This window comes from Sphingomonas sp. SL1004 (assembly GCF_057815015.1).
The window spans coordinates 2,713,868-2,728,450 of sequence record NZ_JBYMUX010000001.1 but is presented as its reverse complement, the minus strand read 5'-3'; the positions used below and the strand labels follow the sequence as shown (position 1 = coordinate 2,728,450).

13 protein-coding genes are annotated in these 14,583 nt (G+C 66.3%); 12 read left to right on the top strand and 1 reads right to left on the bottom strand.

Annotated features, from left to right (window positions below; all coding sequences use genetic code 11):
• Positions 1-57: 57 nt before the first annotated feature.
• The 12 genes from AC3D24_RS12290 to AC3D24_RS12235 all read left to right on the top strand — a co-directional run bounded on the left by AC3D24_RS12290 (position 58) and on the right by AC3D24_RS12235 (position 13,494).
• Entirely contained in the window at positions 58-1,584 is a 1,527-nt protein-coding gene (locus AC3D24_RS12290) for an acyl-CoA carboxylase subunit beta (RefSeq protein WP_489031014.1), read from the top strand.
• A gap of 135 nt (positions 1,585-1,719) precedes the next feature.
• Positions 1,720-2,232 carry a hypothetical protein gene (locus tag AC3D24_RS12285; RefSeq protein ID WP_489031012.1) on the top strand — a complete coding sequence of 171 codons (513 nt, stop codon included), beginning with the start codon at positions 1,720-1,722 and terminating at the stop codon, positions 2,230-2,232.
• 54 nt (positions 2,233-2,286) lie between these two features.
• Complete coding sequence (locus AC3D24_RS12280; RefSeq protein WP_489031010.1) at positions 2,287-2,595, top strand: hypothetical protein; 309 nt, start codon at positions 2,287-2,289, stop codon at positions 2,593-2,595.
• A complete protein-coding gene (locus AC3D24_RS12275; protein WP_055882014.1) occupies positions 2,592-2,813 on the top strand; it encodes a hypothetical protein in 222 nt (73 codons plus the stop codon). The genes AC3D24_RS12280 and AC3D24_RS12275 overlap by 4 nt, the downstream gene beginning before the upstream one ends.
• Positions 2,810-3,238: a methylmalonyl-CoA epimerase gene (mce, locus tag AC3D24_RS12270; protein WP_489031007.1), complete on the top strand. Its 429-nt coding sequence runs from the start codon at positions 2,810-2,812 to the stop codon at positions 3,236-3,238. The genes AC3D24_RS12275 and mce overlap by 4 nt, the downstream gene beginning before the upstream one ends.
• Before the next feature lie 10 nt (positions 3,239-3,248).
• Positions 3,249-4,034 (top strand): enoyl-CoA hydratase-related protein, encoded by a 786-nt coding sequence (locus AC3D24_RS12265; protein WP_489031005.1) that lies wholly within the window; start codon positions 3,249-3,251, stop codon positions 4,032-4,034.
• A 130-nt stretch (positions 4,035-4,164) separates the two neighbouring features.
• Positions 4,165-6,438 (top strand): methylmalonyl-CoA mutase, encoded by a 2,274-nt coding sequence (gene scpA / locus AC3D24_RS12260; protein WP_489031003.1) that lies wholly within the window; start codon positions 4,165-4,167, stop codon positions 6,436-6,438.
• Complete coding sequence (locus AC3D24_RS12255; RefSeq protein ID WP_489031001.1) at positions 6,435-7,007, top strand: TlpA family protein disulfide reductase; 573 nt, start codon at positions 6,435-6,437, stop codon at positions 7,005-7,007. Before scpA ends, AC3D24_RS12255 begins: the two co-directional genes overlap by 4 nt.
• Positions 7,008-7,083: 76 nt before the next feature.
• A complete protein-coding gene (gene bioB, locus AC3D24_RS12250) occupies positions 7,084-8,139 on the top strand; it encodes a biotin synthase BioB (RefSeq protein ID WP_489031000.1) in 1,056 nt (351 codons plus the stop codon).
• Positions 8,130-8,492 carry a lysozyme inhibitor LprI family protein gene (locus AC3D24_RS12245; protein ID WP_489030998.1) on the top strand — a complete coding sequence of 121 codons (363 nt, stop codon included), beginning with the start codon at positions 8,130-8,132 and terminating at the stop codon, positions 8,490-8,492. The genes bioB and AC3D24_RS12245 overlap by 10 nt, the downstream gene beginning before the upstream one ends.
• Before the next feature lie 52 nt (positions 8,493-8,544).
• Positions 8,545-10,629, top strand: a complete 2,085-nt coding sequence (locus tag AC3D24_RS12240; RefSeq protein WP_489030996.1) for an ATP-binding protein — start codon at positions 8,545-8,547, stop codon at positions 10,627-10,629.
• A gap of 486 nt (positions 10,630-11,115) precedes the next feature.
• Positions 11,116-13,494 (top strand): DUF3772 domain-containing protein, encoded by a 2,379-nt coding sequence (locus AC3D24_RS12235; RefSeq protein WP_489030994.1) that lies wholly within the window; start codon positions 11,116-11,118, stop codon positions 13,492-13,494.
• Here AC3D24_RS12235 and AC3D24_RS12230 read toward each other — a convergent pair whose 3' ends face one another.
• Positions 13,495-14,544, bottom strand: coding sequence for a spore coat protein U domain-containing protein (locus AC3D24_RS12230; RefSeq protein WP_489030992.1), 1,050 nt, complete (start codon positions 14,542-14,544; stop codon positions 13,495-13,497).
• Between the last annotated feature and the right edge of the window lie 39 nt (positions 14,545-14,583).

Sequence of the window (14,583 nt, the reverse complement as noted above, 5' to 3'; positions counted from 1 at the left end):
ATTGCATTTGCGCATCGCATCCCGCTCTGTGAAGGCCAGCAACAGGACGGAGAGACGATGTCATCGACGATCGAAGAGCTTGAACGCCGCCGCGAAGCCGCAAGAGTGGGTGGCGGCATAAAGCGGATCGCCGCGCAGCACGCCAAGGGTAAGCTCACCGCGAGGGAGCGCCTTGACGTGCTGCTGGACGAGGGATCGTTCGAGGAGCTCGACATGTACGTCGAGCATAACTGCGTCGATTTCGGCATGCAGGACCAGGTCATCCCAGGTGACGGCGTGGTCACCGGCTCGGGCACGATCAACGGCCGCCTCGTGTTCGTCTTCAGCCAGGATTTCACCGTCTTCGGCGGGTCGCTCAGCGAACGCCATGCGCAGAAAATCTGCAAGGTGATGGACAGCGCGATGAAGGTCGGCGCACCGATCATCGGCCTCAACGACAGCGGCGGCGCGCGCATCCAGGAGGGCGTCGCGTCGCTCGGCGGCTATGCCGAGGTGTTCCAGCGCAACGCGCTCGCGTCGGGCGTCGTGCCGCAGCTTTCACTGATCATGGGCCCCTGTGCCGGCGGTGCGGTCTACTCCCCCGCGATGACCGACTTCATCTTCATGGTGAAGGATTCGAGCTATATGTTCGTCACCGGCCCCGACGTGGTCAAGACGGTGACCAACGAGGTCGTGACGCAGGAAGCGCTCGGCGGCGCGGTGACGCACACCACCAAGACCTCGGTCGCCGACAACGCATTCGAGAACGACATCGAGGCGCTGCTCGCGGCGCGCGACTTCTTCGATTTCCTGCCTGCGTCGAACCGTGAGGGTGTGCCCGAGCGGCCGACCGCGGACGAGTGGGATCGGATTGAGGAGAGCCTCGACACGCTGATCCCGGCGTCGGCGAACCAGCCCTACGACATGCACGAGCTGATCCGGAAGACCGTCGACGAAGGCGATTTCTTCGAGACGCAGCCGGCGCATGCGGCCAACATCATCACCGGCTTCGGTCGTATCGAGGGCCGCACGGTCGGCTTCGTCGCGAACCAGCCGATGGTGCTCGCGGGCGTGCTCGACATCAATTCGTCGAAGAAGGCGGCGCGGTTCGTGCGATTCTGCGATGCGTTCGAGATCCCGATCGTGACTTTCGTCGACGTCCCCGGCTTCCTGCCCGGCACTGCGCAGGAGCATAACGGCATCATCAAGCACGGCGCCAAACTGCTGTTCGCCTACGCCGAGGCGACCGTGCCGAAGATCACCGTTATAACGCGGAAGGCGTATGGCGGCGCGTACGACGTGATGGCGTCGAAGCACCTGCGCGGCGACCTCAATTACGCATGGCCGACCGCCGAGATCGCGGTGATGGGCGCGAAGGGCGCAGTCGAGATCATCTTCCGCGGCAAGACCCCGGAAGAGATCGCGGAACGTACCGCGGAATACGAGGCGCGGTTCGCGAACCCGTTCGTCGCCGCGTCGAAGGGCTTTATCGACGAAGTGATCCAACCCCACTCGACCCGCCGCCGCATTGCCCTCGGCCTACGGAAACTTCGCGGCAAGGCGCTGGAGAATCCGTGGAAGAAGCATGATAACATCCCGCTGTGACCCCGCCCGTCACGCGTTCCGGCCTACCCTCCGTCATTCCGGCGAACGCTCGGGTCTGACGCGGCAGGTGGCTGGTTTGCGTGCTGAAACGCCAGTATTCGCTGGCGTGACGACGTGCCGGGGGACGGAGGTATAATGCTCGCGTTTCTCCTGCTCCTCCAAGCTCCTGCGCCAGTCCCGGCGCCCACCTGGAAAATCGCCGATCGCACCAATCCCGCGGGCGTGCGCAGCATCTCCGCGTCGGTCACCGGCAATGATGGGCTCTCGCGGTTCGTCGTGAAGTGTGACGTCGGCTCGGAACCGATCGTGTCGATCCAGTTCATCCAGCCGCAGCCGCTAGGGTCGGGCGCAGACAAGCCCGTCGCGGTGCGCTTCGATGGCGGGCCGGCGTTTACCTATAACTGGCAGTTTCCGGGAACGGGGACCTACGTCACTGATCCTGAAGCGATCACCAGGCTGACGACGTTCCTGGTGAAGTCGAAGACGGTACGGGTCGAGACCACCAACGGCGCGAACTTTGCAGTGCAGGCAAACTTCGTCGCGCCGACCAGCGATGCGATGGTGCGACAGGTGCTTGGCGTCTGCGGCTACACGCTCGGTGTCGTCCCGCCACCGCCAGCCAAGGCCGCCGCGGAGCCGGCGGAATGACCCGTTGTATCGCGGCGTTCCGCACATTATCATGTCATGTTAAGGAGTCGTGACATGCAGACCGAGCGCGTGACGTTTTTGACCTCCCCCGATCATAAGGCCGCGCTTGATGCGTTTGCCGCCAGCAACGGCAAATCCGTCGGCCACGTGCTGCGCGAGGCGTCGACGCGGTATCTCGCGGCGGAGGATCGTGACGATGGGGAGGACGAGAAGGCGTTCGCGCTGATCCTGCCGGAGATCGAGGCGATGCTGCCGCAGTGGCATGCGAAGATCGATTCGATGGAGCAGTCGATCGACCGCGCGCTCGAGGCGATCGACCGCGCGCTGGCCGGCGATCCGGTGCCACTGAGCCACGCCGCATGAGCGCGACCGAAAAGGCGTTCGGCGTCATCAAGGCCTTGCTGACGTATCAGGAGCGCCTCGATGGGCTCGACGCGAAACTCACGGGGCTGAGTGCAGGGCTCGCGCGCCTTGCCGACAGTCATGTCGCGTTGCGCGAACGCGTCAGCCGTATCGAAGGCCTGATCGAGGGCGCCGCGATGGCGCGCCGCACGCCCGACAGCCCGAGGATCGAAGGATGACTATGCTGGGCCGCCTCAACCATGTCGGGGTCGCGACGCCGTCGATCGCAAAGTCGGTCGAGACGTATCGCCTGCTGCTCGGCGCGACCGCGATCGGCGAGCCGTTCGACCTGCCCGCGCAGGGGGTGAAGGTGTGCTTCATCGATGCGCCGAACACACAGATCGAGCTGATCGAGCCGTATGACGAGAGTTCGCCGATCGCGGGCTTCCTGCGCAAGAATCCGGCGGGCGGGCAGCATCATGTCTGTTTCGAGGTTGCCGACATCGACGCGGCGGTTGCCGACCTGAGGGTGAAGGGCGCGACGATCCTCGGCGAGCCGCGGATCGGGGCGCATGGTACGCCGATCGTGTTCGTGCATCCGAAGGACTTCGGCGGCATGCTGGTCGAGTTGATGGAGACGCCGGGCGATACCGGCGCGCACTAGGAGAGATCTGATGGCCGCGTACGAGCATATCCTGAGCGAACGGCGCGGCGACGTGCTGGTGCTGACACTGAACCGGCTCGACCGTCTGAACGCCGCACCACCGGCGATGTTCGAGGAATTGCGCGCGGCGCTTGGTGATCTGGGCGGCGCGCGGGCGGTGCTGATTGCGGGCGCCGGGCGGGCCTTCTGTTCGGGCGCGGACGTTGGGGGCGGAGCGCTCGGCTCGGATAATCCGGGCGAGGCGACGTTCGCGGCGCTGACCGGAAGCTACAATCCGACGATGACGGCGATCGCCGATCTGTCGGTGCCGGTGGTGAGCGCAGTGCGCGGGCCGGCGGCGGGGATCGGCTGCAGCCTCGCGCTCGCCGCCGATTTCTGCGTGGCGAGCGAGAGCGCGTATTTCCTCCAGGCGTTCGTGAATATCGGGCTGGTGCCCGACGGTGGCGCGTCGTGGATGCTGCCCCGCCTGATCGGCAAGGCGCGCGCGACCGAGATGATGATGCTCGGCGAGCGGGTGCCGGCGGTCAAGGCGTTCGACTGGGGGATGGTGCATAAGGTTGTTGCGGACGAGGCGCTTGATGCCGAGGCGTTCGCGCTGGCGGAGCGGCTGGCGGCGATGCCGACGGTGGCGCTCGGGCTGATGCGCCGGGCGGTCACCGCGGCGTACGAGACGGATTACGCGACCGCGATGCAGGCGGAAGCGGCGAACCAGCGCGACGCGCGTGGGTCTGCGGACTCGATGGAAGGCGGCATCGCGTTCCTGACGAAGCGCAAGCCGGTGTTTACTGGCAAGTGACCTCCGCCGCCAACACCACCCCGGTGAAGGCCGGGGCCCAATTGGGCAACGACCCATTGGCTGGTGCTGCGCTCAATTACTTCGACCTTTCCAATTGGGCCCCGGCCTTCGCCGGGGTGGTGTTTTAAGTATGACCGACACGCCTGCATCCGCTCCAACCCTCGCCGATTGGCAGGCGCTCGCTACCAAGGAAGTAAAGGGCACCGACCTCACCTGGCCGACCCCCGAGGGCATCGACGTCAAGCCGCTCTACACCGCAGAAGACGTGCGCGAAGACCCCGGCCTCCCCGGTTTCGCGCCCTTCACCCGCGGCGTCCGCGCGTCGATGTACGCCGGCCGCCCCTGGACGATCCGCCAATATGCCGGCTTCTCCACCGCCGAAGCCTCGAACGCGTTCTACCGCCGCAACCTCGCCGCCGGCCAAAAGGGCCTGTCGGTAGCGTTCGATCTCGCCACCCACCGCGGCTACGACAGCGACCACCCGCGTGTCACCGGCGACGTCGGCAAGGCAGGCGTCGCGATCGACTCGGTCGAGGACATGAAGATACTCTTCGACGGCATTCCGCTCGACAAGATGTCGGTGTCGATGACGATGAACGGCGCGGTGATCCCGATCCTCGCCTTCTTCATCGTCGCGGGCGAGGAACAAGGCGTCGACCGGAAACTGCTCGAAGGGACCATCCAGAACGACATCCTCAAGGAGTTCATGGTCCGCAACACCTACATCTACCCGCCCGAACCGAGCATGCGGATCATCTCGGACATCTTCGGCTACACCTCGCGTGAGATGCCCAAATTCAACAGCATCTCGATCAGCGGCTATCACATGCAGGAGGCAGGAGCGACGCAGCTCCACGAGCTGGCCTTCACGATCGCCGACGGCATGGAATATGTGAAATACGGCGTCGCGAGCGGCCTCGACATCGACAAGTTCGCCGGGCGGCTGTCGTTCTTCTTCGCGATCGGCATGAACTTCTTCATGGAGATCGCGAAGCTCCGCGCCGCCCGCGTCCTCTGGCACCGCGCGATGACGCAACTCGGCGCGCAGGACGAGCGCTCGAAGATGTTGCGCACGCATTGCCAGACTAGCGGCGTTTCGCTCACCGAGCAGGACCCGTACAACAACGTCATGCGCACGACGATCGAGGCGATGGCAGCGATGCTGGGGGGCACGCAGTCGCTCCACACCAACGCGCTCGACGAGGCGATCGCGCTGCCGACCGACTTCTCCGCCCGCATCGCGCGCAACACGCAGATCGTGATCCAGGAAGAGACCGGGATGACCAAGGTCGTCGATCCGCTCGGCGGCAGCTATTATATCGAGAGCCTGACGCAATCGCTGGTCGACGGCGCATGGAGCCTGATCGAGCGGATCCAGTCCGAGGGCGGCATGGCGAAGGCAGTCGCGGCAGGCTGGCCCAAGGCGATGATCGAGGAAGCCGCCGCCGGACGCCAGGCGCGCGTCGATCGCGGCGAGGACGTCATCGTCGGCGTGAACAAGTACAAGCTCGCCGAGCAGGACGCGATCGAGATCCTCGACGTGGACAATGTCGCGGTCCGCGCCGGCCAGATCGAACGCATCAACCGCGTAAAGGCCACGCGCGACGAAGCGAAATGCCAAGCCGCCCTGGATGCCCTCCGCGAAGGCGCGCGAATTCCTCCCCGGAACGGGGAGGGGGACCAGCCAACGGCTGGTGGAGGGGGCGTCCCACAAACGGACCCTCTCGCGGAAGCCCCCCTCCGTCAGCCTTCGGCCGACACCTCCCCGTTCCGGGGAGGATTTGAGAACAACCTCCTCGCGCTTGCCGTCGACTGCGCCCGAGCCCGAGCCACGCTCGGCGAAATCTCGTCCGCGATGGAGGACATATTCGGCCGCTACGGCACGCAGCCCACCCCCGTCTCAGGCATCTACGGGGGCGCCTACGAAGACGACGCGCGCTGGACCCGCCTAACCGACGGCGTCGAAGCGACCGAGCGCCGCATGGGCCGCAAACCCCGCATGCTCGTCGCCAAGATGGGCCAGGACGGCCACGACCGCGGCGCCAACCTCGTCTCGTCGATGTTCGGCGATCTGGGCTTCGAGATCGTTCCCGGCCCGCTGTTCCAGACCCCCGCCGAAGCCGCCGCGCTCGCGCTCGAGAAGGATGTCGACATCGTCGGCGCATCGAGCCTCGCCGCTGGCCACAAGACGCTGATCCCCGAACTGATCGGCTACCTCCGCGAGGCAGGCCGCGCGGATATCAAGGTGATCGCGGGTGGCGTTATCCCCGCACAGGACTATCAGGCGCTGCGCGATGCCGGGGTCCAGGCGATTTTCGGCCCCGGCACCAATCTGATCCAGGCCGCCGAAGACGTGCTGAAACTGCTCGGCCACAACATGGCACCTGAGGAGGAACGGGTATGAACATGCGCACCACGGTGTTGGCGATGGCCCTCACCGTTTTGACTATCGCGCCTGCCGTGGCGCAGGAAACCGCGCCGACCACGGGCCGCTCGATCTCTACGATCGCGCAGGTCATGGTGAAGACCCGCGACGCCAAGGCGATCCCACTCGGATCGCGCATCAAGCCGGGCAAGCCCACCCTCGTCTCGATCTGGGCGAGCTGGTGTCCGCCGTGCATTGCCGAAGCCCCGTATCTGAACAAGATTCGCAAGGACTTGGGCAGCGGCTACAACTTTCTCTACATCAACCGCAGCGAGGGCAGTCCCGATCGCACCCAACCGCCAGCTGCGATCGCGCAGTTTCTGCAGCGTGCGGGCATGAGCGACATTGATTACGTCGTCGCGGACGTCGATGCGTATCGCCAGATCATCGGCAAGGACATCAAGGACATCCCCGACGGCAAGGTCGGCATTCCGCGCGTCTATCTGTTCGATGCCAAGGGGCGGCAGGTCCACACCGCCTACGGCTTCGGCGACGGCGGCGGGCCCGAACTCGAAGCGCGCGTGAAGCGTGCGATGGCGGCCAAGTGACATCGCCCACCAGTTACGCCGCCGCGTGCAGGCGCTATGCGACGACGCGAAACGACCAGAGACCAAAGGCCGCATGATGATCGAAACCCTCCTCCGTCCCCCCGTCGCAGACCCCGCCGTTGCGACTGCCGCGCCGAGCGTCCGCATCGATTGGACCCGCTCCGAGATCGCGGCACTCTTCGACCTCCCGTTCGATGAACTCATGTTCCGCGCGCAGACCGTCCACCGCGCGCATCATGCGATCGGCGAGGTCCAGCTCTGCACGTTGCTGTCGATCAAGACCGGCGGCTGCCCCGAAGATTGCGGCTATTGCTCGCAGTCCGCCTCGTCCGACTCCGGCCTGAAGGCGGAAAAGCTGATGGACGTCGACGCCGTCCTCGCCGACGCCGCGCAGGCCAAGGCCGCCGGATCGCAGCGCTTCTGCATGGGCGCCGCGTGGCGCAACCCGAAGCCGCGCGACATGGCGAAGGTCGTCGCGATGGTCGAAGGCGTCCGCGCGATGGGGCTCGAGACGTGCATGACGCTCGGCATGCTCGACGCGCAGCAGGCGAAGCAGCTCGCCGACGCGGGGCTCGATTATTATAACCACAACATCGACACATCGCCGGAGAATTACGGCAACGTCATCACCACGCGCACCTTCGGCGACCGGCTTGAGACGCTCGCGAACGTCCGTGACGCGGGGATCTCGGTCTGCTGCGGCGGGATCGTCGGGATGGGCGAGACGCGCAGCGACCGCGTCGGCTTCGTCCACGCGCTCGCCACGCTGCCGCGCCACCCCGAGAGCGTCCCCGTCAACGCGCTGGTTCCGGTCAAGGGCACGCCGCTCGGTGACATGCTCGCCGGCACGCCGATGGCGCAGATCGACGACATCGAGTTCGTCCGGACGGTCGCGGTCGCGCGGATCACGATGCCGCTCAGCATGGTGCGGCTGTCGGCCGGGCGCGAGAGCATGTCGGAGGCTACCCAGGCGCTGTGCTTCATGGCGGGCGCGAACTCGATCTTTACCGGCGACAAGCTGCTGACCACCGGCAACGCTGGCGACAGCGCCGATGCGACGCTGCTGGCGAAACTCGGCATGAAACCGATGGTCGGCGCGGAGCCGATGCGGGAGGCCAAGACATGCTGCTGATCGCACTCCTGATGACCGCGGCTGCTCCAATGCAGTCGCAGGCGACGATGAACGCGTCCGCCGGTACGAGTTACGCGCGGGCGGATGCGGCGATGGCCGCGCAGTGGAAGCGGACCTACGCCTATATGAAGGGGCGCGACGCGCAGGGCGGGTCGCGCGGCGGCGGGTTCGGCTATGCGGCCGCGCTGCTGGAGAGCCAGCGCGCGTGGCTCAAGTTTCGCGATACGCAGTGCGTGATCGAAGGCGGGCAATATGCCGGCGGTTCGGCGCAGGGCATGACGATTGCCGGGTGTCGGACCGACCTGACGCAAGCCCGGACGAAGCAGCTCAAGACGATGATTTGGTACCAATAACCAGTCCGCACCCGGACCGCGTCCGGCAAGACGGCACAGATTAGGGCGAGTGATGTTCAAGAAAATCCTGGTCGCCAATCGGGGCGAGATCGCGTGTCGGGTCATGCGGACCGCCAAGGCGATGGGCATCAAGACCGTCGCGGTCTATTCCGACGCCGACGCGCGCGCACCGCACGTGCTGATGGCCGACGAGTCCGTCCGGCTCGGGCCGGCATCCGCCGCGGAGAGCTATCTCAAGGCCGAGTTGATCCTGCTCGCGGCCAAGGAAACTGGCGCGGACTGCATCCACCCCGGCTACGGCTTCCTCTCCGAACGCGAGAGTTTCGCGCTGGCGTGCGCCGAGGCCGGGATCGCCTTCGTCGGCCCGCCGCCCAACGCGATCGCCGCGATGGGCGACAAGATCGAATCGAAGAAGCTCGCCAAGGCCGCGGGCGTCAACGTCGTGCCGGGCTATCTCGGCGAGATCGACAGCACCGACCACGCGGTCGAGATCGCCGGCGGCATCGGCTATCCGGTAATGATGAAGGCGTCGGCCGGTGGCGGCGGCAAGGGCATGCGGCTCGCGTACAGCGAGCAGGACGTCCGCGAAGGCTTCGAGGCGACCAAGCGCGAGGGACTCGCCAGCTTCGGCGACGACCGCGTGTTCATCGAGAAGTTTATCGAGTCGCCGCGCCACATCGAGATCCAGCTGATCGGCGACCAGCACGGCAACATTGTCTATTTGAACGAGCGCGAATGCTCGATCCAGCGCCGCCACCAGAAGGTCGTCGAGGAGGCGCCATCGTCATTCGTGACGCCAAAGATGCGGAAAGCGATGGGCGAGCAGGCGGTCGCGTTAGCCCAGGCGGTCGGCTATTATTCGGCGGGAACGGTCGAGCTGATCGTCTCGGGTGCGGATACGACGGGGGAGGGGTTCTACTTCCTCGAGATGAACACCCGGCTTCAGGTCGAGCATCCGGTGACGGAAGAGATTACCGGGCTCGATCTGGTCGAACTGATGATCCGGGTTGCTGCCGGCGAGCCGCTTGGGTTCTCGCAGGACGAGGTGAAGCTCAACGGCTGGTCGATCGAGAACCGGGTGTATGCCGAAGACCCGTATCGCGGGTTCCTGCCGTCTATCGGGCGTCTGGTGCGCTACAATCCGCCTCTCCCGTTCGCCCTGAGCGAAGTCGAAGGGCATGGCTCAAGCGGAGGTGCTTCGACTTCGCTCAGCACGAACGGGGAAGGGGGGGCTGAGTTCGCGGAACCTCGCGTCCGCGTCGACGACGGCGTCCGCGAGGGTGGCGAGGTCAGCATGTTCTACGACCCGATGATCGCCAAGCTCATCACCTGGGCGCCCACCCGCGAGGGCGCGATCGCCGCGCAGATTGCCGCGCTCGACGCGTTCGAGCTGGAAGGCCCCGGCAACAACATCGATTTCCTCTCGGCGATCATGCAGCACCCGCGCTTCCAGTCGGGCGCCCTCACCACCGGCTTCATCGCCGAGGAATATCCAGAAGGCTTCCACGGCGCCCCCGCCGACGCCGAATTGCTGAAGACGCTCGCCGCCGTCGCAGCCTTCGCCGCCACCGCCGAAGCCGACCGCGCCCGCCGCATCGACGGCCAGCTCGGCAAGCGCCTGCGCCCGCCCTCCGACTGGTCAGTGACGATCGACAAGATCGACCACGCGGTGACGGTGTCGACCGACGGCATTACCGTCGACGGCGAAGACCTCGATCTTGCGCTCGAATACACGCCCGGCGACCGGATGGTGGTCGCGGATGGTCACGGCACCGACGGCGACGAACACCTGACGATCCGCATCGCCAAGGCCCGTGCCGGCTTCAAGCTGACGACCCGCGGCGCGAGCCACGTCGCCCGCGTGCTGCCGGCCCGCGTCGCGCCCTACACCGCGCACTTGCTGGAGAAGATCGCGCCCGATCTGTCGAAGTTCCTGATCTGCCCGATGCCGGGGCTGCTGGTGCGGCTCGACGTGGCGGTAGGCGACCAGGTCGAGGCGGGGCAGGCGTTGGCGGTGGTCGAGGCGATGAAGATGGAGAACATCCTGCGCGCCGAGAAGACGGGGACGGTCAAGTCGGTGGCGGCGAAGACGGGGGATAGTCTCGCAGTGGATCAGGTGATCCTCGAACTGGACTGAGCGGGCGCGCCACCGGGTTTTCGTCACCAGCGCACGTCTTGCCTCGTCATGCCGGACTCGTTCCGGCATCCACCGTTCCGCACATCCGAGAGAACTGGGTATGCGGAAAGGTGGGCCCCGGCCTCCGCCGGGGTGACGGAGTAGGGCGAACGCATTCCTCCCAAGCAACCATGAGACAAGCGATCCGCCTCCTTGTTTCCCCGCGAAGGCGGGGACCCAGACTGGGCTCCCGCCTTTGCGGGAGAACAACGGAGTGCGGGGGACGGTGACGTGCGCGGGACCGCGTTCCAATAACACCACCCCGGCGAAGGCCGGGGCCCAATTGGAAAGGTCGTCGTAACGGAGCGCTGACCTAGATCATTACCGGCTCCCAATTGGGCCCCGGCCTCCGCCGGGGTGGTTTGAAGCGTGGAACGGCAGACATGCCATTCCTGCGATTCCGCCACCCCCTCCCGTTTCCCCCTCCGCCGCTGTAGAGCGACGCAGATGACCCTCCTCCGTTACCTCGCCGCGCTCCTCCTCCTGGCCACCGCGTTCCCCGCGATCGCGCAGGACGAGCCCAAGGTCGCGACCGTCGCCGCCAGTCTCACCCAGGCCTCCGCCGAGCTCCAGGCGATCGACGACGCCACCCCCGACGCGCGCGACGACAAGGCGCGCCAAGCGCTCCGCACCCGCGCACAGACCGTGCAGACCACCGCCGCCGACGCGGTCCGCACGCTCACCCCCGAGATGGCGCTCGTTCAGGCGCGCGTAGCGGAGCTCGGTGCCGCCACCCCCGGCGTCGTCGAGGCGCCCGAGATACGTCAGCAGCGCCGGCTGCTCGCGCAGAGCCAGTCGGCGATCGATTCCGCGATCAAGCGCGCGCGCCTTATCGGGATCGAGGCCAAGCAGCAGATCGACGATATCGGTGCGGCGGAGGCGGAGGAACTCGGCCAGCAATTGTCCGAAAATACCGGTTCGCCGCTGTCGCCGACGCTGTGGGCCGCGATCGTCGATCATTTGCCTCGCGATACCGCGCGGTTGATGCGGTTCGCCAATGTCGAGATCCGCCAGTTCGGGACGCGGTTCGACATGCGCGCCGGGACCGGCCTGCTGATCGGGATCCTCACTGCGTTGATACTGATCGTGCCGTTGCGGCGCTGGCTGCACGGCGTCGGCCGGCGCTATGCGACCAACCACGCGCCCGGCGGTCGCCTGCGACGCTCGGCCTACGCGCTGTGGCTGGTCGTGATCGGCACCGCGCTGCCCGGTCTGGCTGCATGGGCGATCGTCGCGTCGCTGCGCTGGGCCGGGCTAGTCTCGCCTGCCTGGAGCCAGTTCGGCGCGATCTTCGTCGGGATCTCGTGGTTCTGCGCGTTCGTGTCGTCGCTCGGTGGTGCGCTGCTGTTGCGTGGCCAGTCGACATGGCGGTTGTTGCCGATCGGCGATCAGGCGTCGCAGGCGCTGCGGCCCTACACGTGGATGGCGGCCGGACTGATCTTCTTCGGCCAGCTGCTGATCGCGACCAACGCGCTGATCGGCATCAGTGCGCAGGCATCGAGTGCCGCCAACGCCATAGTCGCCCTGCTGCACATCGTCCTGCTCGGCGCGATCCTGGTGACGCTCGGCCGACTGCGCGCCGCCGCGTTGCCCGATCCGGCCAAGCCCGCGCGCAACACGCTGCTCGCGATCGTCGCCACGCTCGTCTGGCTGGTCCTGATCGTCGCGCTCGGCGCTGGCCTGATCGGCTATGTGAACTTTGCGCTGAAGGTCGCGACCTGGCTGCTGTGGGGCGCGATCGTCGGCGCCGCTCTGTACCTGATGATGACCTTCACCGACGACGCCTGCCGGACGCTGCTATCGAGCGGCAATCGTCTAGGCCGCTCGGCGAACAGCGGGTTCGGCGTCGACAACAAGACCGTCGACCAGATCGGCGTGCTGCTGTCGGCGGTGCTGCGGTTGCTGCTGATCCTGCTTTCGGTCGGCGCGGTGATGGCGCCGTTCGGAGCGGGCGTCGGCTCGGCGTTCGAGCTGTTCGGGACGGTCGCGAACGGCGTCACGATCGGCCAGGTCACGATCTCGCCAGGCGCGGTGCTGCGCTCGATCGCGGTGCTGTTCGTCGCGCTCGCCATCATGCGCGGGCTGCAGCACTGGCTGGTGAACAGTTACCTGCCGACCACCGCGATGGATGCCGGCGCGCAGAATTCGGTGACGATGGTCGCGCGCTATGCCGGGATCATCGCCGCGGTGCTGTGGTCGCTCGGTGCGCTCGGCATCGGCATGGAAAAGCTGGCGGTGGTGCTCGGCGCGCTGTCGGTCGGGATCGGCTTCGGTCTCCAGGCGATCACGCAGAACTTCGTCTCGGGCCTGATCCTGCTGGCCGAGCGGCCGGTGAAGATCGGCGATCTCGTCCGGATCGGCAACATGGAGGGCGACGTGAAGCGCATCAACGTGCGCTCGACCGAGATCCAGGTGGCGGACCGCTCGACGCTGATCGTCCCCAATTCGGAACTGATCACCAAGACGATCCAAAACATGACGCTGGCGGCGCCGATCGGCCGGATCCAGCTGCAATTCTCAGTGCCGCTCGAGGAGGATCTGGATGCGGTGCGGACGATGCTGTTCGCGGCGTTCGCGGAGAAGCACGAGGTGCTCGACGATCCCGAGCCCAAGGTGTTCATCGATTCGATCGACGCCGGCCGCGCCAAGTTCAACTGCTTCGCGTACGTGGCGTCCCCGCGCGATGCCTATCCGATGCGCAGCGAACTACTGTTCACGCTGCTCCGCCAGTTCCGCGAGGCAGGCATCGAAGTCGGCTCGACCGCGACCAAGATGGAGATCGTCGGGGGCATGCCCGCATCGCCGAGCGTCGACGCGCCGGCCTGATCACTTCACCGAATACGGGATCGAGATGGTGTACGCGGTGTTCGCGGCCATCGTCCCCTTCGGACTGAAGCGCACCGCGGTCACGTTGCCCTGCGTCACCGAATCTCCGGCGGTGGGGACGTAACCCCAGACGCCGTTGCCGCTCGCGAAGTCGACGCTGTCGGTGGTGTTCGACGGCGAGGTATAGGCAAATAGCAGACCGGTCGCGCCGGTCGTGTCGCCGCCCTGCACCACGGGGCCCGTATTGGCGCCGTCACCGTCGAGCGCGATCCGCAGGCCGGTGGGGGTGGGCAGGGTGACTGCCAGCGTGTCGGCATCCAGCGCGAACGGGTTGGGGTTCTCGATCAGCATCATCATACGCAGCTTCGAACCGGGAATGGCCTTCGGATTGACCGTGGTCGCGGAGGCTTCCCAGGTGGCGCGTTGCGTGACCGTGACGATCGCATTCTTGGCGACCGTCATCGCGACGTCGACATTGACCGATTTGTCGCCCTTGTCGAGGTCGCCGAGCAGGCAAGCCCCCAGAACCGCGACGCCGTTGCAGAACTGCCAGCTCCACGTGATCTGGAACTTGCCCTTGTAGAGGCCGGCGGGCGGCGTCGCGCCGCTCGCAAGCTTGATATAGATTGGCGGTTCGGCCTTGCTGCTGCCCAGCAGCGACAGGGTGGTACCCTCCATATACGATCGGCGCGTGTTGGCGGTCAGCGGAGCCGTGGTGTCTGCGGTTGCGAACAGCGTGTACGTCACCGACCCCCCGGTCGCGGCCGCGAGCGTCAGCGTGCCCGTCGTCGTCAGCGTCGCGCGCAGGTAATCCGCGGCGAGCAGCGACAGGACGCTGCCGTTCGGACATTTGAACGAGCCCGTCGTCGCGATATACGTCCCGGTCGGAACCGCGCTGGGCAAATAGGTGCCGACATTGGCGGTATTCGGCGTCACGATATCGCAGGCGAACGCCGGAGCAGCCGCGAGCCCGAGATACAGGCTCAGGCCGGCGAGCAGACGCCCGACGACGCGCAGGAAGCTTCCCTCAAGACCGTGTTTAATGTCCACTGCGTACCCCGTGCTCGTTCGATGGAGCAGGGCTAGGCT

Excerpts from the sequence above, each read along its gene's own strand:
- AC3D24_RS12265 (WP_489031005.1), top strand. The coding sequence starts at position 3,249 with ATGGCCGCGTACGAGCATATCCTGAGCGAACGGCGCGGCGACGTGCTG.
- AC3D24_RS12275 (WP_055882014.1), top strand. The coding sequence starts at position 2,592 with ATGAGCGCGACCGAAAAGGCGTTCGGCGTCATCAAGGCCTTGCTGACG.
- AC3D24_RS12235 (WP_489030994.1), top strand. The coding sequence starts at position 11,116 with ATGACCCTCCTCCGTTACCTCGCCGCGCTCCTCCTCCTGGCCACCGCG.
- AC3D24_RS12285 (WP_489031012.1), top strand. The coding sequence starts at position 1,720 with ATGCTCGCGTTTCTCCTGCTCCTCCAAGCTCCTGCGCCAGTCCCGGCG.
- bioB (WP_489031000.1), top strand. The coding sequence starts at position 7,084 with ATGATCGAAACCCTCCTCCGTCCCCCCGTCGCAGACCCCGCCGTTGCG.
- AC3D24_RS12280 (WP_489031010.1), top strand. The coding sequence starts at position 2,287 with ATGCAGACCGAGCGCGTGACGTTTTTGACCTCCCCCGATCATAAGGCC.
- AC3D24_RS12290 (WP_489031014.1), top strand. The coding sequence starts at position 58 with ATGTCATCGACGATCGAAGAGCTTGAACGCCGCCGCGAAGCCGCAAGA.
- AC3D24_RS12255 (WP_489031001.1), top strand. The coding sequence starts at position 6,435 with ATGAACATGCGCACCACGGTGTTGGCGATGGCCCTCACCGTTTTGACT.
- scpA (WP_489031003.1), top strand. The coding sequence starts at position 4,165 with ATGACCGACACGCCTGCATCCGCTCCAACCCTCGCCGATTGGCAGGCG.
- mce (WP_489031007.1), top strand. The coding sequence starts at position 2,810 with ATGACTATGCTGGGCCGCCTCAACCATGTCGGGGTCGCGACGCCGTCG.
- AC3D24_RS12240 (WP_489030996.1), top strand. The coding sequence starts at position 8,545 with ATGTTCAAGAAAATCCTGGTCGCCAATCGGGGCGAGATCGCGTGTCGG.
- AC3D24_RS12245 (WP_489030998.1), top strand. The coding sequence starts at position 8,130 with ATGCTGCTGATCGCACTCCTGATGACCGCGGCTGCTCCAATGCAGTCG.